Origin of the sequence: Pseudoalteromonas sp. BMB, from assembly GCF_001709235.1 — a bacterium.
Taxonomy (GTDB): Bacteria; Pseudomonadota; Gammaproteobacteria; order Enterobacterales; family Alteromonadaceae; genus Pseudoalteromonas; species Pseudoalteromonas maricaloris.
Genome location: NZ_MBQA01000159.1, coordinates 85,150 through 104,101 on the forward strand (window position 1 = coordinate 85,150; position 18,952 = coordinate 104,101).

Consider the following 18,952-nt stretch of genomic DNA (forward strand, 5'->3'; position numbering starts at 1 on the left):
TGATAACTCAGCCCAATTTAATAACTAAGGTTAACACTCTACTATTGTCTTAAAGCCACCATAGATAAGCCTTTTACCATCAAACGGCATTGGATTAGCTTCTTGATCGCAAATAGGATCTTTAAATACTTCTGCCATTCCAGCATCACGGACTTCTTTTGAAGGCCAAGTGATCCAGGAAAACACCACAGTTTCATCAGGCTTACACTTTACAGCCAGTGGCAAAGAGGTAAGCGTTCCATCAGGAACATCATCCCCCCATGCCTCGACAACGCGTTCTGCCCCAAATTTTTTAAACACTTTTGCCGCTTTACTGGCGTGCGCACGATATTCTTCGCGCTTATTGGTAGGTACGGCGCATACAAAACCATCAATATAACTCATCTTTGACCCCTCTATTATCCTCGTCTTTGTGCTTCATAGCTGACATTATTCTCGTCTTGCAACTCGCGAACAGGTCGAATTTCGATGCTGCCATAGCGTGCAGGCGGAATTTTGCTAGCCGCTTGGATAGCCTCATTTAAGTCTTTAACTTCTAGTAAATAAAACCCCGCAAGCTGCTCCTTAGTCTCTGCAAATGGACCGTCGGTAATATCGACTTTACCCGCTCGTATCCGTAGTGTTGTCGCACTTTGAGTTGAGAGTAACGCATTACCCCCTATCATCTGCTCGCGCTCTTTTAATGATTCCCCGCACGCGATGCATTCACGGTTAAGTGCGTCCCATTCATCTTGTGAGAGCTTTTCCATTGCTTGTTCATCGTAATAAACCAAAGCGACATATTTCATAGTGTGTCCAGCTCCTTATTAATTAGTATCTGAATAGCAAGCGTCTTTTGCTGCTCGCTTTCACTTAGATATTCCGTGCTCAAAGTTAATTAACCTGAGGTTTGGATAAGGAATGTTCCAACTCATTGTTGCTAAAGCACAACTTAGTTTTTTCCTTGTCTAGCCAGAGAATCCGCAGCTCAGGTTAATTAGTATTACTAGGTAACATCACCATCCACGCAACACCGAATTTATCAACGACTTGACCATAAAGGGGAGACCAAAATGTTTCTTGTAATGGCATTCTGACCGTGCCACCATCAGCTAGAGCATTGAATGCCCGGTGAGCTTCTTGTTCAGAATCAATGGTTATAGACAGGCTAAATCCTGCAAACGAAGCATCATCACCACAGCCGTCAGATGCAAAAACCTTCATATCGCCAATACTAAACTCACAATGCATTACTTTATCTGAGAAGTTTTCTGGTATCGCACCATCAGGAATAGGATCTGGACTTTCGTTAAAGCGCATAAGCAGACCGACTTTGGCATATAGGTGCTGTTGATAGTATTCAAGTGCCTCTTCGGTACGCCCTGCAAAAAACAAATAATTGCAAACATGTGCAGTTTGCATCGCAATCTTTTGTCTTAATTGTTCTTCGTCTTCGAGGATTTCGCCGCTGGGATCGATATCTGCAAAGTCAGCCATTTCATAAAACGGTCTAACTTCAATATCAGATTCCTCATTCATAGGATTAGGGCAGCGCTTAACCCATTCTAGTGCCTCTTCCATTGATGTTACTTCCCAAACCCAATAACCCGCAATTAACTCATTAGTCTCTGCAAAAGGCCCTTTAGTTACAATGCGCTCTTCGCCTTTAAAGCGAACGCGAACTCCCTCTTTACTCGGCTTTAAACCATCACCAGAAGTCATTATTCCAGCATCAACTAATGCATTATTGAATTCTCCCATCGCAGCCATTAATTCCGCGGTTGGTAACTCCCCTGCTTCAGACCCTTCACTCGCTTTTAAAATCACCATTACTTTCATCGTCAATTCTCCTGTTGTTAAATAGAGCTGGATAACCAAAGGTTACCTGCGGTTTTAATATATAAAGTGCTCTATACAATCTAGTCGAATGCATTCTCTAGAGATCGACAAAGTAAGGAAAATTTTCTTAATTAATTTTCACCGAGCTTGAGAAGCTTTTGTTTGAGAACTCTTTGCTCTGGTAATTGCGTTGTTAAGTTGAGAGCCGTTTTAAATGCATTAATCGCACTAGCCGTTCTGCCAGCACGAGATAATAGTTCGCCATAAGCCGCATGAGCCAAGTGATATCTTTGCACTTCTTTGTGCTCAAATAGCCGCTCTATAATGGTAATACCCGCATCCGGCCCATCTTTCATAGCGATTGCAACCGCTTGGTTGAGCTCAATAACAGGAGACGGACTCACTTGGTGTAGCTGAGCATATAATTCAACAATCTGTGACCAATCTGTCGCCGCGGCAGTTGTCGCAACAGCATGAGTCGCAGAGATAGCCGCTTGAATGGTGTAAAAGCCATATTCACCGGCGCGCATTATTTCAGCGACCAACTGCGTACCTTCTGCAATCATATCTTTACTCCAAAGACTTCGGTCTTGATCTTCCAGTAAAATGATGTCGCCGCAGGCATTGGTGCGCGCCGCCTTTCTTGCATCACTCAGGAGCATCAGGGCGAGTAACCCCGCCACTTCTGGATCTGGCGTTAGAGAATAAAGTAAACGAGTTAAGCGGATAGCCTCCGAAGTCAGTTCACTGCGTATTGCAAGTTCGCCTTGTGTTGCTGAATATCCTTCATTAAAGACCAGATAGATAACTGTCAGCACCGCATCAAGTCGGTTGTTAAAATCAGTGTCGTCTGGCAGCTCGAACGGAATGCGGGCATCACGGATCTTCGCTTTGCCGCGCACAATTCGTTGCGCCATTGTTGTGTTAGACACCAAAAATGCACTGGCAATTTCCTCTGTTGTTAGTCCACAGACCTCCCGCAGAGTAAGCGCAACTTGTACTTTTGGATCAATAGCCGGATGGCAGCAAGTAAAAATTAACCGCAATTGGTCATCTTCAATTGCATTGGCGTTTTGCTCTTGAGCTTGGCCTGCGATGTCAGAAACCCTATCCAAGTCAGTAGCAGCAACTTCTAGCTTTTCTCTTTGACGTTGCTGTTTACGTATTGCATCAATGGCTTTAAAGCGACCAGTAGAAATTAACCAAGGGACTGGGTTTTCTGGCATGCCTTGAGTTGGCCAATGTTTTAACGCCACATTAAACGCGTCTTGCAATGCTTCTTCCGCTAACTCAAAGTCACCTAGAAGGCGGATCAGTGTGGCGTAAATTTTCCGGCTTTCTTGCTTGTACAGCACTTCTATAGACTTACGAATAGCATTGCTATCGCAAGTGAGTTGATTGCTCATCACTTTCCTTCGTCAGCTAGGGTATCGCCATTTGAATTGGTATAGTCACTATTTCATAAATCAGCAAGAGCCTCAACTTGACACCATCAACTCTGAAAGACTCAGCAGATTGGTTTTAGCCTGGGCAGATCCACCTTCTTTTTCCTATACTCTGCTCGCGATGCAATTAAAGCAACCGGGGTTTGCATTGTGAATATGCACATATTCGATTTTATGGTCATCAAATAAGGTATGGAGGCAGTCTTTAATTTCCATTCCTTTTACTATTTGCGCCTCAATCATTACACCCAAGCTGTCGTAGGCTCTGATGGACAGTGATCTGGTTTGCAAGATTTCTGGCACTTCATTTACTTTAGGCTCTGCCAGTACTGCATTTTCCCTCACAAAGATAGGCCCAGAAGAGCGATATGGCGATAAAGTAGTATGGTGCTGATAATGTAACAACACCACCACCTCCCCAATCTCGGCTTCTTGTAGGGAAACGCGACAAGGATAGCCGGGTTTAGCGTCAACAACGAGTTTCTTGGCATGTAATGCCGCTAGTTCTTCATCACTTAAAGAAAATAAATGCTTAAATTGTTTGTAGTCAATCGCGTTAATTTGAAATTGTGTTGTCATATTTACCACTCCTGCTTTCACTGTAATTAGTGTAAAGAACTAGCAGTTAATGACCGGCCAGAAGTGGTACTAACACCTAAGTGTTAACAACAAATGTTTTGGGGTTTTTGGGAAAGAAAAAGTCAGGCTGACGGTCGCATAAAGCAAACTCACGTGTATTTTTATAGGGCAGCTTCATAAACCCTGCTACGCCATAATCTTGAATACTAACCGCATATTGCATGATCCGAGTCAGTAGCGCCTTAAATTGCGCCTCTTTGTTAGCATCAAGTAGCCGGTAGTAATAATGAATTTTCATCCTATCTTGCAACGATTCAAAAATGATGCAACCTGTATGATGGATCTGATTTAACTCGAACACGCATTGAATTATCTGTCTGGGCAGCTGCAGTTGCTCGTCTGGATCTTTGCCGTCTTCAAAGTATGAATGCGGGCGTGTAATTTCATTGCTCGAAATATCGCTAACGCTAAACTCGAGTTCTGGCAGATGGTCAAATTGGAACGCACCGGTGCCATCACGAGTCAATTGAATAGTTTGTCGCGCGTCGAACAAACAGCATTTAAACAAGCCTTTTTGTTTGATCCCCTGCGCAATCATTACGGTGGCGTTCAACGCGTCTTTAAATGCAAGACTCAATGTTTCATCGTGTAAAATAAGACTCGACTCAACAAATACCTGCGCGTCTTTCCAGTGAAAACTGAGACCACCAACGACCGGATATTTTGCCAGTCTGCTGATTGAGGCCAAAAAGGCTTTCTCGGTATCGCCGGTATCAAACAAAAACTCTTTATAATATCTATCTAATTGCGCGTCATTTACGTCTCTTAGATTGTGTTTATCGTCAGCACGACGCAAAAACTGCTTGCGTGAGCTGTAGACGACTGTTTCAGGCTTAACTGTGGTTTCGTAAGTCCAAAAAGGAATGCGGGATTTTTTCTCTGACAGTGTTAAATCTGGTAAATACATTTTTGCCATTGCTGGCATATTACGAACAAAGTAATCCCCTGCATTATCCCTCGTTGCTTTGTCTTTGCTAAGCATGCCATCGAGCACCTGCGCAAATACTTTTGGCAGCCCCAAAGCGCTAGCAGGAATGACCTGAGCACCAAAACGACATGATTGTGCACTAGCCAGTGCATAAATCGTCGATGCAACGCCTTGTTCATCGAAGCGAGGAGAAGATTGTGCACCCGACATTTGCTCATCGCCAATAAAATACACATCTCCCATCCGAGCATTAGTCGTACTTACATCAGATGACATCAAATCCATGATATTGCTGGCAATGGGTTCACCATGCACGTCCACCTGAGCATAGACTGAACTTCCCCAATCAACCAAAGAGAAACCATCGGAAGCTTCATCCCAAACGATATTGGATGGCTTAATATCTCCATGAACGATAGGCTGAGGAGACATGCCATTGCGACGCTCACGCAAATCAACCAACACATTCCTGAGTTTTAGCGCGAGGCTCACCAACTCATGCGCTTTAAAACGGCCCTTTTTGAGTGAAATCTTTTCTAAGTCTTCACCAGGGGCACGCTCCATCATTAAAATGCCTTGCTTTTTTACTCGCTCGAAGGCATAGAAGTTTGGCACCATCGGGTTGTCAATTTGCGACAACATATAGCCTTCATCTTCAAGCCTATCACGCACACTTTGGGCAAGCGTGATCCGAGAAAATTTAAACACCCAGTCTTTCCCCATATCACTTGTACCAGCAAATACGAAGCCAAATGCACCGGAGCCAATTACCTCAACATGTTTATAGCCAAGTTGGCTCAATTGTTTTTTACAGATATTCAGCCATTGACGGTGCTTTTTTGCATCATGATGAGACAGTAAGTAGATGGACTGCTGTTCGTTGATATAGAAGTGTTGGATGGATTTTTCAGACATAATTGTACGCAGAAAAAGCAATAAAAAAGGTCGGCATTAGCCGACCTCATTGGGTATTAACCTTGCTGTTCTATCTTAGCCCACGAATCACGTAGACCAACAGTTTGGTTAAACATTAGCGCTTCTGACTTGTTATCACGACAGAAGTAACCTAAACGCTCAAACTGATAACCTTGTTCAGGTTTAGCGTTTGCAAGCGCTGGCTCAAGTTTGGCATTTGCAATGGTTACCAAAGAGTCTGGGTTTAACACTTCCGTGAAATCTTCAGCAGCCGCTGGGTTTGGCACAGTAAATAGGCGGTCATACTGACGCACTGGCGCTTCAATACAATGTGAAGCAGATACCCAGTGAATTACGCCTTTCACCTTGCGACCATCTTCTGGGTTTTTACCCAAAGTATCAGGGTCGTAACTACAATAGATTGTCGTAATATTACCGTTTTCGTCTTCTTCAATACGCTCAGCCTTAATCACATAAGCATTACGAAGACGCACTTCTTTACCTAGCACCAAACGCTTGAACTTTTTGTTCGCTTCTACGCGGAAATCTTCTTGTTCGATGTAGACTTCGCGGGTAAACGGTAGCTCACGCTCGCCCATGTCTAATGTTGGGTGATTAGGTGCTTGTAGCATTTCAACTTTATCTGCATCAAAGTTTTCAATGACTAGCTTAACAGGGTCAAGTACCGCCATTGCGCGTGGTGCATTTTCGTTTAAGTCGTCACGGATACACGCTTCTAGCATGCCCATTTCAACCATGTTGTCCATTTTGGTTACGCCAATGCGCTTACAAAATTCGCGAATTGCAGCTGGTGTATAACCACGACGACGAAGCCCTGCAATTGTCGGCATGCGCGGGTCATCCCATCCTTCAACATGGTTATTAACAACCAAGTCATTGAGCTTACGCTTCGACATCACCGTGTATTCAAGGTTTAAACGAGAAAACTCGATTTGCTGCGGATGACACTCGATGCTGATGTTATCTAGCACCCAGTCGTACAAACGGCGGTTATCTTGGAACTCTAATGTACAAAGTGAATGCGTGATCCCTTCAAGCGCATCGGAAATACAGTGCGTAAAGTCATACATCGGATAGATGCACCACTTATCACCGGTTTGATGATGGTGTGCAAAACGTACACGATAGATGATAGGGTCGCGAAGCACCATAAATGAGCTTGCCATGTCAATCTTAGCACGAAGAACACATTCCCCTTCTTTAAACTCGCCATTTCTCATTTTTTCGAATAAGGCTAAGTTCTCTTCAGGTGAAGTGTCACGATAAGGGCTATTTTTGCCAGGCTCAGTCAGCGTGCCGCGATATTCACGCGCCTGCTCAGGCGACAAGAAGCAAACGTACGCTTTGCCATTTTCGATTAGCTCAACTGCGTAGCTATAGAGCTTGTCAAAGTAATTTGATGAATAGCAAATTTCGCCATCCCATTCGAACCCTAGCCACTGTACGTCTTGTTGGATCGACTTAACGTAATTGATGTCTTCTTTTTCTGGGTTGGTATCGTCAAAGCGTAAGTTGCACTTACCTTGATAATCTTGGGCAATACCAAAATTTAAGCAAATTGATTTAGCATGGCCAATGTGTAAAAAGCCATTTGGCTCAGGTGGAAAACGTGTGTGCGTGGACGCATGTTTGCCACTGGCAAGATCCGCATCAATAATGTTGCGAATAAAGTTTGATGGGCGATTTTCAGTTTCCGCCATAGGAAATCTTTCCTCTGAATTATGCTCTTAGTTAACCTCGGCATTATTACAAAAACTCAGCCGAACTTACAGCAATTATCTGCGCTGTATCAGGATTTATTCATTCGGTTAAATATTCATCAGATTTTTGTGACAAATTTTGTTCTAGCGCAATATTTCCGTCACAACTTCATCCTATAGTTGCGCCATCTCAGTGTTTATACCACAAACACTGCTTAAGTCACGTTACCGAGGAAAGGACAAAAGTAATGGCTTCAATGAATTTGAATCGTGTTTATATATCTACTAAGGCTAGGAACAATCACTATATTCTTGCTGAGTTTAAACCGGATGATGCATTTTATGCATGTTTTGACTCCAGCAGCGCGTGTTACGAGCGTTTGTCTCGCCAGCTATTCGCACTGTGTGACGAATATGAGCTGCATAATGTACATGTAATTGCGAACGATAAATTGCCGGTGGTGCGTTACCATGACGAAGCCTATACTATGCAAACAGAAAAGCAGATTTTGTTTTTCTATAATCCTAAGTTCCACGAAGCGCACCAAACTTATCTCAATGACGGATACCAAGCGCGTAAAATCCGCTTATTATTTTTAGCCACGGGAAATGAATTACGCGCCAATGCAGCGACCTTTCACAGCAAAGTAAAAAAGGTGCTTGATGCACTTAAAGAAGGGTTTTCTCCGCTAGAGCCTCAGTTTAGAGTCCGAGACCACCAACATTTAACCTATGACCTATTTGCCAAAGCGAAAGGTGACAAAGAGTCGTATGGTTATAAGTTGCGTGCACTTTACCCACGTTATCAAGCCAGAAACTGCACGTTACCAGAAGAATATAGTGAAATGACCTACGCGACCTTTAACATTCCAGTGTCACGTGCAATAAAAACAGAGTTCCAAAGCCAAATGCGCCCTAGTGATTACGGACAATTCTATCGCACACTAGAAGACGCATTTCTGTCTTCTTGTGCCGATAAACAGCTCAATATGGTAGCAATGGTAGCCGATGGCCGTCTGCCTATCATCAGAAGCGCCAAACTCGATAAGTCCGATACTAACCGAGAGCTACAAAAGCTGAGTTTTGATACCGGCTCCGGTGACAATCAAATTTACTCGCTATTTAACGAAGCAAACCTAGTGGACACCATTCGCTTTGTGATCGTTGCCAATGACAAAGACAAAAAAGACATGGGCTATGGTCGTTTTATGAATCACGTAGAAACGGCTATTAAACGCTTTGTTGCGCAACTTCCTGTTAATGTTGAAAAGCAAGATGTCAACGTACGCTTCTTCCAGCATATTAGTTACGACTATTAATAGATAAAAGGGAGCATTTTCTATTAGGGTGTACTTTTGTCACCCTAAGGCAAAGGAATATGCTCCAATTTATCACCGGGGATCATATCGAACCTGCCCTCACGCCAATCTTGCTTCGCTTGTTCAATACGGGATTTACTAAAAGAAACAAAGTTCCAATCAATATAAGGGACTTTTTTAAACGCCTCTCCACCGAGCAATACCACTCTGCTATTCTCATTGAAATGTAATTGCGCGTCGTCGTCTTCAAGTAATACAAATGCTCCTGCACTATATGATTTATTCGACACCACCACTTCGCCGTAAATCACATATACGCCAACTTCTTGTGTCTGATCAGGCCTTTCAATATGTCCGCCAGCTTTTGCCATCACATCAACATAAAACATAGGTGAAAATGTTGGGACAGGAGAATGCAAGCCATATGCACTGCCGATAATGACCCTAGCCATCACCCCTTCTAGTTGCCTAGTAGGCAAGTCAAAACGGTTTATATGTGAGAAACTGGGTTCAACTTCAGCATTTTCTTCCGGTAACGCCACCCAGCATTGCAAACCATGAATAGTATGTGATTGCGCTTTGGTTTCAAACGATTCTCTCTCCGAGTGTACAATGCCGCTCCCTGCTACCATCCAATTTACATCCCCTGGATGGATCTCAAGTTGATTACCAAGAGAGTCACGATGGAGCAAGTTACCTTCAAACAAATAAGTGAGAGTTGCAAGCCCAATATGTGGATGCGGCCTTACATCAATACCATCACCAGCACTGAAGTTACCTGGGCCCATTTGATCAAAAAAGATAAAAGGACCTACCATACGTTTCGCACGCTGCGGAAGTACGCGGTTTACTGAAAGACCACCGATGTCATGTGCTTTGCCATTTAGTTGAATTGCCATTACTTTGCTCCATCATGTTTTGTTTTATTATGGAGCTCAGTAACCAGAAGTAAAATACGCAATTAAAGATACAAGCATTCTAGAAAATAGAATCACACCGCTTTGTACCAAGTGAGGCCTGAATAAGGTTGCTGCTGCAAACTTTTTAACCGACTTTGCAAACTACCACTATGGATCTCGAGTTTGTGATGATCGGGGTCATAAATATAGAGAGAGTCTCCTTCACTGCTGTTTTGCTGCCATACGCCAACTCCGTTATCCAATAATATTTTAGAAAAAGTTGTAAAGTCTTCGGCAGCAATATTGAACGCGATATGACTGTAATCTGAGCTTGGAGATACCTCACCTAAAGATAAGCAAAGCCATACGTTACCAAGCGTTAAATATGCCCCTTTGTCCCAAGTTACCCAAAGCTCGCATCCCAGCAAGTCGCAGTAAAAATCCAGTGATGTTTTTAGGTTAGACACTGTGATTGTGATGTGATTTAAGCCGGTTAGCACATTCCCTCCGCTAGACATGAAAAAAGCCGCGACCATAGGTACAACGGCTTTAACAACCAGAATTATTTTTCTTGATGTAGGCTAGCTACAAAAAGAAGCGTTACAGTGCCTGTTCAAGCTCTGGTAACGCATCAAATAGGTCCGCAACAAGGCCATAATCAGCCACTTGGAAAATAGGCGCTTCTGGGTCTTTGTTGATAGCGACAATGACCTTAGAATCTTTCATACCTGCAAGATGTTGAATAGCGCCGCTGATCCCAACTGCAATATATAAGTTAGGCGCCACAATCTTACCGGTTTGGCCCACCTGCATATCGTTAGGCACAAAGCCCGCGTCAACTGCAGCACGCGATGCACCAATTGCGGCCCCTAGTTTGTCAGCAATACCATTTAGCAAGGCAAAGTTTTCACCGTTTTGCATACCACGGCCACCTGAAATAACAACCGGTGCGGCAGTTAATTCAGGGCGCTCAGATTCAGTTTGTTCAATGCTCACAAACTCACTCACTTGAGAGGCAATACTTTGCGAGCGATCCTCAATGTCACATGCTGCTTGAGTCTCTACGGCATCAAATGCTGATCCACGCACAGTGATAACTTTTTGTGAGTCTAATGATTTTACAGTCGCAATTGCATTACCCGCATAAATTGGACGCTTAAAGGTGTCTGCATCAATCACATCGATAATTTCTGAGATCTGTGATTTGTCGAGTAACGCCGCGACACGTGGCGCGATATTTTTACCTGTGGTAGACGCTGAAAACAAAATGTGTGAAAAGTCACTTGCTAATTCAACAACTAGCTCAGATGTGTTTTCTGCCAATTGATGTTCGAATGAAGCATCGTCAACAGCAACCACCTTTTGTACGCCAGCGATCTGTGCAGAGTGATTGGCAGCCTCAGCAATATTGTGACCTGCAACTAATACGGTAATGTCGCTTGCGATTTTTGTTGCAGCAGCAACCACCTTAGCGGTTTCAGGTTTCAATACACCATTTTCATGCTCAGCAATAACTAATACGCTCATGAGATCACCTTTGCTTCTGTTTTTAACTTGTTTACTAACTCTTCAACGCTCTCAACCATCACGCCACCAGAGCGCTTAGCTGGCTCTTCAACTTTCACCAATTCAATACGAGGAGCTAAATCAACGCCTAACGAATCCGCAGCGATTACGTCTAGTGGTTTACGCTTAGCTTTCATAATATTTGGCAATGAAGCATAACGAGGTTCATTTAAACGCAAGTCTGTTGTCACGACAGCTGGAAGTGATAGCGATACCGTTTGCAAACCGCCATCAACTTCACGCGTCACTTGCACTTTATCGCCTTCAACTACAACTTTAGAGGCAAAAGTGCCCTGAGCACGTTTAGTTAACGCCGCTAGCATTTGTCCTGTTTGGTTATTATCAGAATCGATAGACTGTTTACCTAGAATGACCAGTTCCGGACTTTCTTGTTCCACTACCTTAGCCAGTAGTTTTGCAATGTGCAGAGATTCAAGCTTTGCGTCTGTTTCAATGTGAATCGCTTTATCTGCACCCAGTGCAAGCGCCGTTCTTAGCTGCTCTTGACAAGCTTTATCGCCAATTGATACGGCAATAACTTCCGTTGCGGTGCCAGCTTCTTTTAAACGAACCGCCTCTTCTACTGCGATTTCACAAAATGGGTTGATCGCCATTTTAACATTGCTCAAATCAACATCACTGTTGTCAGATTTGACTCTTGCCTTTACGTTGTAATCAATCACGCGTTTGATTGGCACAAGTACTTTCATGGTTACTCCATCATCTGGTTATTCTCTAAGCTGACGTCTACGTCAACAAATTATTTTATTGGTTTCAGACTACTTCCTGTTGACGTAAACGTCAACCTAAAATAACCTTAGTTTAACGAAAATCAAACTAAAGCCTCTCTTTAGTTAATCTACCGTCAAATAGTGTGAGGTTAATAATGGTCGAACGTGAAACCATGGAGTTTGATGTTGTGATAGTTGGTGCAGGTCCTGCGGGCCTGTCTTGCGCTATCCGACTCGCTCAACAGGCTCAAGAAAAACAACAAGAATTAATGATCTGTGTAGTCGAAAAAGGCTCAGAAGTAGGTGCACATATCTTGTCGGGTGCAGTATTTGAAACCAAAGCACTAGACGAACTTATCCCTGATTGGGCTGCAAAGGGCGCTCCCGTAACAACGAAAGTGACGGGTGACGACATTTATTTATTCAAAAATGAAACCAATGCCACCAAACTGCCTCATTTAGTGGTACCAAAAACATTTAAAAATGACGGCAACTATATTGTTTCCATGGGGAATGTTTGCCGTTGGCTCGCTGAGCAAGCAGAGCAACTTGGCGTTGAAATTTTCCCAGGCTTTAGCGCCCACTCTCTAATTGTTGAAGAGCAACAAGTTAAAGGTATTATTACCGGTGATATGGGCCTAGATAGAGATGGCCAGCCTAAAGACAGCTATATGCCTGGAATGGAGCTTAGAGCGAAATATACCGTATTTGCTGAAGGTTGCCGTGGCCACTTAGGCAAACAACTTATAGCTGAATTTAAACTGGATAAAGACGCTTCCCCTCAACACTATGGCATCGGCTTTAAGGAAATTTGGCAAGTAGACCCGAGCAAGCATAAAGAAGGTCTTGTTGTACACGGCACAGGTTGGCCACTCGACAATGATACCCATGGCGGTTCATTTATGTATCATGCTGAAAACAATCAAGTCGTGGTCGGGTTAATCATCGACTTAAATTACACTAATCCACACCTAAGCCCATTTGATGAATTTCAGCGTATGAAGCATCACGACACCTTTGCAAGTGTACTTGAAGGTGGTGAGCGCATTGCCTATGGTGCTCGCGCAATCGCCAAAGGTGGCTTTCACAGCCTACCTAAAATGCATTTCCCAGGTGGTTTACTGATTGGCTGTGACGCAGGTACCCTCAACTTTGCCAAAATTAAAGGCAACCATACAGCAATGAAGTCCGGTATGCTTGCAGCCGATGCCATCATTGAGGCACTCGGCCAAGAGAGCGCTCCGTCAGACTTGGTAAGCTTTGCCGACAAATTTAAGGCAAGTTGGCTTTATGATGAGCTTTATCAATCTCGTAACTTTGGTCCAGCAATGCATAAGTTAGGTCGTATTATGGGTGGCGCCTACAATATGATCGACCAAAACATTTTCTCAGGTTCGCTACCATTTACTATTAAGGACGAACATCAGGATCACGCACAGCTTAAGCTTGCATCTGAATCGCAAACTATAAGTTACCCAAAGCCGGATGGTAAATTAAGTTTTGACAAACTTTCTTCCGTATTTTTATCGAATACCAATCATGAAGAAGTGCAACCATGTCATTTACAGTTAAAAGATTCTGATATCCCAATCAAAGTGAATTTAGCTAAGTTTGATGAGCCTGCACAGCGCTACTGCCCAGCAGGCGTGTATGAAGTAAACGAAAACGAGCAAGGTGCGAAGCAGTTTGTCATCAATTCGCAAAACTGTATTCATTGCAAAACCTGCGATATTAAAGATCCGAGCCAAAATATTACCTGGGTCACACCAGAGGGTGCCGGTGGTCCGAACTATCCAAACATGTAATACCAATAAATCCTAAATTGCGGGGGCGAAATGCCCCTTTCTTTCCTATACTTAGCGTATATTTTTAAAATAGAGTTGAGTCTATGCCACAACAATCCGTCACCTTTCGATTTTTAGCAGAGCCCACCGACGTCAACTTTGGCGGTAAAGTACACGGTGGTATGGTCATGAAATGGATTGATCAAGCTGGGTATGCTTGCGCCGCGGGTTGGAGCGGTAGCTACTGCGTTACCGTTTCAGTAGCGGGCATGCGTTTCCACCGTCCTATTCTTGTGGGTCAGATTGTTGAAGTTTCCGCGCGCATTGCCCACACCGGGAACACCAGTATGCAGATTTTTATTCAGGTGCGCTGTGGCGATCCAAAAACGCAGCGACTTGTCGAAACCAATCACTGTATTATCAGCTTTATCGCCATGGACCAAGCTGGGTATCCAATTCAAATTCCTCAGTTTAAAGCGAAAACCGAAGAGGAGAAAAAATTGGAAGCCTATGCGGTGAAAATGAAGGAAATAGCGATCCAGACCGAATCGCTATTAGAAGAAACCTTGTCCGATAGTAAATAACATGAAGGTTTGATAACAAAAATTGAAGTGTAGAAGTTCAGCTACGATTGAACTTCTATCAGTTTAAAGGAGCTATTCGGCTCACCAAAAACCACGACATTACACTCACCCCAACTTTTCGGTATATTCCACTGCATATTTTCGGCAAATTTAAATTGTGAAAACTGGTTATCACATCGTACTTCAAGGGTATGAAGTGCGCCTGAAACCTCAGCGATAGCGAAATTGGGTCTGGCTAATGTGTGTGTCCAGACATCATCATTTTTGATTTCAGCGGCAATAACAAGCATCTTGTTCTTATCCGCTATCAAAGCAACGATTTCATCTATGACAGGTTGCACTGCTGACTTATAAGTGTCTTGTCCATCTAATTCCATTAGTTTTTTATGGTTTTTCAGCGCTCCTTTATATTCCTGCAGCTGGGTTTGGAGCTTAATTGCATTGATAAGGGCGTTGGCGTAGAGTTCAGATTTAACGATATCCTTGCCGTGCCAGATGATCCCTCTATGCGCCTCAAGTTCTTGTCTAGGTTCAGCTGTTAGTTGAAAGTATCGCGCTTTTACTAAGTTAAAATAGGCTTCTTCATATCGATTCCAACGACCTTTTTTTGCCAGTTTATCAATATGTTCTTTAGCTTCTTCTAGTTTACTTTCGTCAAGGAGGTTATTGATGTTGCGATAACTTCTCACAAAACCTCGAGATGCCCCTTCTTCCGCATCTGACATATTGAATGAAAACATCACACTATTTTTGCACTGCTTAATCGGCTTACCATCTTTTGTTGCTGGAGAATATTGCCAACGTTTGATTGCTCGCAGTGCAGCGCGTTCGAAGCCTTTCTGTCCAGATGAATCCTCCACTATCGGAGACGCCACCGAACCATCCTCATTGATGATATAGCTCAGCGTAACCCAGCCTTCACCGCCGACTAACGCAACATTACGTGGATACTGAGGAGCAACTCTTTCAACAGCCGATGCATTTACGATTGTAGATAAATGTAAGTTTGGCTCGCTTTGCGCAAATGCGTCTGTTGTGAGTGAAGCGAATAGAACTGAGGTCATTAAAGTAGATTTAATAAAATTTTCCATATCAAATTGTCCGTTATTGATAGCAGCTAAAATATAGCACAGACTTTATATTACCAACAACACTCCTGAAATGGGGACCATATTTTTAGGATTTTGACTCTGATAAGAGCCGTATGTCCTTTGAAAAACGCGTGCCTTGCTGGTCCTGCACTTTAATGGAAGCTAGATAATGTAATGGCTGTAGAGTCTTTGGAAACTGGAACTAAAGATACAAAATCATTCGGGAATATTGGCTGGCTAGTTAAGCCGCGCTAAAGCAAATTTCTTGCTAATGTAAATATGGCTTTTTCACTTGCAGCGAGCGCGTCGCGTTTGCTTAAGTTGCCTTCTTTTAATAATTGTAAGCTTACTTTTTCCGCTTCTTGACTGAGCAGTACATCCATTTTAGTTGGACTTACCGCCCCTTCGGTTAAATCATTAATTATTGCTTGCAACGATGCTCTGCGCTCCGATATCGCGCGGATCAAAATAGGCTTTAGAGGAGAAGATTTGCAGAGTGCTTCTTGACAGCTTTGGTCAACCTTTCTATGAAACTCCATTATTTACACTCATCTCGTTTCAGGCGATTAAATGCTTGTAATTTTTCTCGTAAGCCTCGAATTGGTTTTATGTCTTCGACCAATTGCTTGTACTCGTATGCTCTAGTACCAATAATTTGTTCGTTATCTGTGCGTAAACTCGAACGTAAGCTATTTTGGGGCGAAAAAGTATACCGATTCATGTTGCGACTTCCATCAATATTCCATTATTTACAAGGTTATGCGAAAAATCTGAATAAATGAATTACATGACATTACAGGGCTAATTACGAGCAGGATTTTGTGAAAGTCAGGATCAATAGTAAACTTCGCTCATCTTAATTAAAACAGAGACCATAGTGGAACAAATCACTATCGAGCCCATCGGCTTTATCCAATCTCCTTATAAACAGAAGTTCGCTATCCCGAGACAACCAAGGCTTGTCCCAGAGGCAAAAGCCAAGCTTAGATTTGTTGGTGAATTCAATCGCGAAGAATTTGTTCGTGGTATTGAAGCGTTCACGCATATTTGGTTGTTGTTTCGTTTTCATGAAACCGCTGATAAGGGCTACTCTGCGCTTGTACGCCCTCCGAGACTCGGTGGCAATGAACGTAAAGGCGTGTTTGCGACTAGAGCGACTTTTCGACCCAACGGGATTGGCATGAGTGCAGTAAAGCTTGAGGGCGTAGAATATAAAAATGGTCAGCTGGATCTGTTGCTCTCCGGTGTAGATTTATTGGACGGTACACCAATCATTGATATAAAGCCGTATCTCCCCTATTCAGATGCCTTGGTGGATGCCACAGCAGGCTTTGCTGATACTCGGCCAGAAACGCAAATGTCTGTTAGTTTCTCAGACGAGGCTATTGTTTTTATTGAAAAACAAAAAAGCTATCCTGAACTTCAGCAATTCATTACCAATGTACTGAAGCAAGATCCTCGTCCAGCTTATAAAAAGAAACGCACATCACAGCAGGACTATGGTATGAGTTTGTATGATTTTAATATCCGCTGGACAGTGGATGGTGAGCATAACCATGTCACTGAAATTTCGTTAGCAAAATAGTAAATTCAGCGGCTTGCCAATAAACTTATAAATTATGAAGATGTTTAGGTATTAAAGCTTTTTAAGCGGCTACTGCACTGCTAGAATAGCCGCCAATAAGAGAACAATAAGTAACTTATACTGGAATAAGAATGCGTACGAGTGAATATATATTAGCGACTCTAAAAGAGACGCCGTCTGATGCAGAGGTGGTAAGCCACCAGCTAATGCTTAGAGCGGGTATGATCCGTAAATTGGCTTCAGGTCTTTATACTTGGCTACCATCAGGCCTAAAAGTTTTCCGCAAAGTAGAGAGAATTGTCCGTGAAGAAATGGACAAAGCGGGAGCGATAGAGCTGCTAATGCCAGTGATCCAGCCTGCAGAGCTATGGGAAGAGTCAGGTCGTTGGGAACAGTTTGGTCCTGAACTACTTCGTATTAATGACCGTCATGGCCGTCCATTTGCACTTGGTCCAACGCATGAAGAAGTGATCACTGATCTTGTACGTCGCGAAATCAACAGCTATAAGCAACTGCCGATCACACTTTATCAAGTCAGTACGAAAGTACGTGACGAAGTTCGTCCACGTTTTGGTGTGATGCGCGCGCGTGAATTCACCATGAAAGATGCCTATTCATTTCACATGACTGATGAGTGTCTTGAAAAAACGTATCACAAGATGTTCCAAGCTTACTGTAACATTTTTGATCGTTTAGGCGTTGACTACCGTCCTGTTATTGCTGACAGTGGTTCAATTGGCGGTAACCTATCGCATGAGTTCCATGTACTTGCAGAGTCTGGTGAAGATGCAATCGCATTCAGTGATGAAAGTGACTACGCTGCAAACATTGAAAAGGCAGAAGCGCTTGCACCAACTGAAGCTCGCCCAGCGCCAAGTAAAGAACTTAACACGTTTGACACACCAGAAGCTTTCACCATCGCTGAACTAAAAGCGAAACATGGCGTTAAACCACACCGTGGTGTGAAAACACTCATCGTGTATGGCGCCCCAGACGAAGATGGTAAACGCGGCCTTGTCGCACTTATCGTTCGTGGCGATCATGATTTAAATGAGCTTAAAGCTGAGAAATTAGCACTAGTGGATTCACCGCTAGAGATGGCGAGCGAAGAAGACATTGTTAACACTATTGGTGCAAAACCAGGCTCTTTGGGGCCTGTTGGTCTTTCAATGCCTGTTATTGTCGATCGCAGCGCAGCTATCATGGCTGATTTTGTTGCTGGTGCAAACAAAGATAGTGTTCACTACAGTGGGATCAACTGGGACAGAGACGTAAGCGCTTATACTGTTGAAGATATCCGTAACGTGGTTGAAGGCGATCCAAGCCCTTGTGGTAAAGGTAAAATCCTTATCAAACGTGGTATCGAAGTAGGTCACGTGTTCCAACTTGGTACTAAGTACTCTGAAGCGATGAAAGCTGGTGTACTTGGCGAAGAAGGGAAAAACCAAACATTAACCATGGGTTGTTATGGTATTGGCGTTTCTCGTATCGTTGCCGCAGCAATCGAGCAAAATAACGATGATTACGGTATCAAATGGCCTGTTGCTATTGCGCCATTTGAGTTGGCAATCGTGCCAATGAATATGCATAAGTCTCACCGTATTCCAGAGATCGCAGAAAAGTTCTATGCAGATCTACAAAATGCGGGAATTGATGTGTTATTCGACGACCGTAAAGAGCGTCCGGGGGTTATGTTTAACGATATGGAACTTATCGGTATTCCTTATACCCTAGTGATTGGCGAGCGTAACCTTGATGAAAATAAGGTTGAGCTGAAAAATCGTCAAACTGGCGAAAAACTAATGCTGGATATTGGATCTGCGGTTGAAACAATCGTTAATGCAATTAAAAGCAAATAAGCCTACGTAAATTGTATAATAAAAGAGCATACAGGTGTATGCTCTTTTGTCATATTAGCTTCTCCTAA

19 protein-coding genes are annotated in these 18,952 nt (G+C 43.2%); 5 read left to right on the forward strand and 14 right to left on the reverse strand.

The window, feature by feature from the left end; translation table 11 throughout:
* Nucleotides 1–30: 30 nt before the first annotated feature.
* The 7 genes from BB427_RS10665 to glnS form a co-directional block, all read right to left on the reverse strand.
* Nucleotides 31–384, reverse strand: coding sequence for a DUF1428 domain-containing protein (locus BB427_RS10665; RefSeq protein ID WP_069020675.1), 354 nt, complete (start codon nt 382–384; stop codon nt 31–33).
* 14 nt (nt 385–398) lie between these two features.
* The gene (locus BB427_RS10670) at nt 399–788 is read right to left on the reverse strand and encodes a YciI family protein (protein WP_069020676.1); all 390 of its coding nucleotides are present in this window, start codon (nt 786–788) and stop codon (nt 399–401) included.
* A gap of 184 nt (nt 789–972) precedes the next feature.
* Entirely contained in the window at nt 973–1,818 is an 846-nt protein-coding gene (locus BB427_RS10675) for a YciI family protein (RefSeq protein WP_069020677.1), read from the reverse strand.
* Nucleotides 1,819–1,949: 131 nt separating this feature from the next.
* Nucleotides 1,950–3,224 (reverse strand): RNA polymerase sigma factor, encoded by a 1,275-nt coding sequence (locus BB427_RS10680; protein ID WP_069020678.1) that lies wholly within the window; start codon nt 3,222–3,224, stop codon nt 1,950–1,952.
* A gap of 144 nt (nt 3,225–3,368) precedes the next feature.
* Nucleotides 3,369–3,842 carry a DUF1203 domain-containing protein gene (locus BB427_RS10685; protein WP_069020679.1) on the reverse strand — a complete coding sequence of 158 codons (474 nt, stop codon included), beginning with the start codon at nt 3,840–3,842 and terminating at the stop codon, nt 3,369–3,371.
* A 76-nt stretch (nt 3,843–3,918) separates the two neighbouring features.
* The gene (locus BB427_RS10690) at nt 3,919–5,745 is read right to left on the reverse strand and encodes a protein kinase domain-containing protein (protein WP_069020680.1); all 1,827 of its coding nucleotides are present in this window, start codon (nt 5,743–5,745) and stop codon (nt 3,919–3,921) included.
* Between the two features lie 56 nt (nt 5,746–5,801).
* The gene (gene glnS, locus BB427_RS10695; protein WP_039495953.1) at nt 5,802–7,466 is read right to left on the reverse strand and encodes a glutamine--tRNA ligase; all 1,665 of its coding nucleotides are present in this window, start codon (nt 7,464–7,466) and stop codon (nt 5,802–5,804) included.
* 248 nt (nt 7,467–7,714) lie between these two features.
* Here glnS and BB427_RS10700 point away from each other — a divergent pair, with 248 nt between their 5' ends.
* Complete coding sequence (locus BB427_RS10700) at nt 7,715–8,785, forward strand: DUF3083 family protein (RefSeq protein WP_069020681.1); 1,071 nt, start codon at nt 7,715–7,717, stop codon at nt 8,783–8,785.
* Nucleotides 8,786–8,829: 44 nt separating this feature from the next.
* On the opposite strand, the gene BB427_RS10705 is transcribed toward BB427_RS10700, so the two are convergent.
* The 4 genes from BB427_RS10705 to BB427_RS10720 form a co-directional block, all read right to left on the reverse strand.
* Entirely contained in the window at nt 8,830–9,684 is an 855-nt protein-coding gene (locus tag BB427_RS10705; protein ID WP_069020682.1) for a pirin family protein, read from the reverse strand.
* 92 nt (nt 9,685–9,776) lie between these two features.
* Nucleotides 9,777–10,184, reverse strand: coding sequence for a fosfomycin resistance glutathione transferase (gene fos / locus BB427_RS10710; protein ID WP_069020697.1), 408 nt, complete (start codon nt 10,182–10,184; stop codon nt 9,777–9,779).
* Nucleotides 10,185–10,284: 100 nt separating this feature from the next.
* Nucleotides 10,285–11,211, reverse strand: a complete 927-nt coding sequence (locus BB427_RS10715) for an electron transfer flavoprotein subunit alpha/FixB family protein (protein ID WP_045990058.1) — start codon at nt 11,209–11,211, stop codon at nt 10,285–10,287.
* Complete coding sequence (locus tag BB427_RS10720) at nt 11,208–11,960, reverse strand: electron transfer flavoprotein subunit beta/FixA family protein (protein ID WP_017217459.1); 753 nt, start codon at nt 11,958–11,960, stop codon at nt 11,208–11,210. Before BB427_RS10720 ends, BB427_RS10715 begins: the two co-directional genes overlap by 4 nt.
* A 176-nt stretch (nt 11,961–12,136) precedes the next feature.
* Between BB427_RS10720 and BB427_RS10725 the strand changes: the two genes are divergently transcribed.
* Entirely contained in the window at nt 12,137–13,786 is a 1,650-nt protein-coding gene (locus BB427_RS10725) for an electron transfer flavoprotein-ubiquinone oxidoreductase (RefSeq protein ID WP_069020683.1), read from the forward strand.
* 83 nt (nt 13,787–13,869) lie between these two features.
* Nucleotides 13,870–14,349 carry an acyl-CoA thioesterase gene (locus BB427_RS10730; protein ID WP_010372647.1) on the forward strand — a complete coding sequence of 160 codons (480 nt, stop codon included), beginning with the start codon at nt 13,870–13,872 and terminating at the stop codon, nt 14,347–14,349.
* Nucleotides 14,350–14,390: 41 nt separating this feature from the next.
* On the opposite strand, the gene BB427_RS10735 is transcribed toward BB427_RS10730, so the two are convergent.
* The 3 genes from BB427_RS10735 to BB427_RS10745 all read right to left on the reverse strand — a co-directional run bounded on the left by BB427_RS10735 (nt 14,391) and on the right by BB427_RS10745 (nt 16,161).
* Nucleotides 14,391–15,440 (reverse strand): energy transducer TonB, encoded by a 1,050-nt coding sequence (locus BB427_RS10735; protein ID WP_069020684.1) that lies wholly within the window; start codon nt 15,438–15,440, stop codon nt 14,391–14,393.
* A gap of 251 nt (nt 15,441–15,691) precedes the next feature.
* Nucleotides 15,692–15,979, reverse strand: a complete 288-nt coding sequence (locus BB427_RS10740; RefSeq protein WP_039495966.1) for a hypothetical protein — start codon at nt 15,977–15,979, stop codon at nt 15,692–15,694.
* Complete coding sequence (locus BB427_RS10745) at nt 15,979–16,161, reverse strand: hypothetical protein (RefSeq protein WP_045990062.1); 183 nt, start codon at nt 16,159–16,161, stop codon at nt 15,979–15,981. Before BB427_RS10745 ends, BB427_RS10740 begins: the two co-directional genes overlap by 1 nt.
* Nucleotides 16,162–16,317: 156 nt before the next feature.
* Between BB427_RS10745 and tsaA the strand changes: the two genes are divergently transcribed.
* Nucleotides 16,318–17,025 carry a tRNA (N6-threonylcarbamoyladenosine(37)-N6)-methyltransferase TrmO gene (tsaA, locus tag BB427_RS10750; RefSeq protein ID WP_069020685.1) on the forward strand — a complete coding sequence of 236 codons (708 nt, stop codon included), beginning with the start codon at nt 16,318–16,320 and terminating at the stop codon, nt 17,023–17,025.
* 131 nt (nt 17,026–17,156) lie between these two features.
* Entirely contained in the window at nt 17,157–18,884 is a 1,728-nt protein-coding gene (locus BB427_RS10755; protein WP_069020686.1) for a proline--tRNA ligase, read from the forward strand.
* The last annotated feature ends 68 nt before the right edge of the window (nt 18,885–18,952 follow it).

Coding starts and splice junctions, on each gene's coding strand:
- BB427_RS10665 (WP_069020675.1), bottom strand. CDS start 384: ATGAGTTATATTGATGGTTTTGTATGCGCCGTACCTACCAATAAGCGC.
- BB427_RS10670 (WP_069020676.1), bottom strand. CDS start 788: ATGAAATATGTCGCTTTGGTTTATTACGATGAACAAGCAATGGAAAAG.
- BB427_RS10675 (WP_069020677.1), bottom strand. CDS start 1,818: ATGAAAGTAATGGTGATTTTAAAAGCGAGTGAAGGGTCTGAAGCAGGG.
- BB427_RS10680 (WP_069020678.1), bottom strand. CDS start 3,224: ATGAGCAATCAACTCACTTGCGATAGCAATGCTATTCGTAAGTCTATA.
- BB427_RS10685 (WP_069020679.1), bottom strand. CDS start 3,842: ATGACAACACAATTTCAAATTAACGCGATTGACTACAAACAATTTAAG.
- BB427_RS10690 (WP_069020680.1), bottom strand. CDS start 5,745: ATGTCTGAAAAATCCATCCAACACTTCTATATCAACGAACAGCAGTCC.
- glnS (WP_039495953.1), bottom strand. CDS start 7,466: ATGGCGGAAACTGAAAATCGCCCATCAAACTTTATTCGCAACATTATT.
- BB427_RS10700 (WP_069020681.1), top strand. CDS start 7,715: ATGGCTTCAATGAATTTGAATCGTGTTTATATATCTACTAAGGCTAGG.
- BB427_RS10705 (WP_069020682.1), bottom strand. CDS start 9,684: ATGGCAATTCAACTAAATGGCAAAGCACATGACATCGGTGGTCTTTCA.
- BB427_RS10715 (WP_045990058.1), bottom strand. CDS start 11,211: ATGAGCGTATTAGTTATTGCTGAGCATGAAAATGGTGTATTGAAACCT.
- BB427_RS10720 (WP_017217459.1), bottom strand. CDS start 11,960: ATGAAAGTACTTGTGCCAATCAAACGCGTGATTGATTACAACGTAAAG.
- BB427_RS10725 (WP_069020683.1), top strand. CDS start 12,137: ATGGTCGAACGTGAAACCATGGAGTTTGATGTTGTGATAGTTGGTGCA.
- BB427_RS10730 (WP_010372647.1), top strand. CDS start 13,870: ATGCCACAACAATCCGTCACCTTTCGATTTTTAGCAGAGCCCACCGAC.
- BB427_RS10735 (WP_069020684.1), bottom strand. CDS start 15,440: ATGGAAAATTTTATTAAATCTACTTTAATGACCTCAGTTCTATTCGCT.
- BB427_RS10740 (WP_039495966.1), bottom strand. CDS start 15,979: ATGGAGTTTCATAGAAAGGTTGACCAAAGCTGTCAAGAAGCACTCTGC.
- BB427_RS10745 (WP_045990062.1), bottom strand. CDS start 16,161: ATGAATCGGTATACTTTTTCGCCCCAAAATAGCTTACGTTCGAGTTTA.
- BB427_RS10755 (WP_069020686.1), top strand. CDS start 17,157: ATGCGTACGAGTGAATATATATTAGCGACTCTAAAAGAGACGCCGTCT.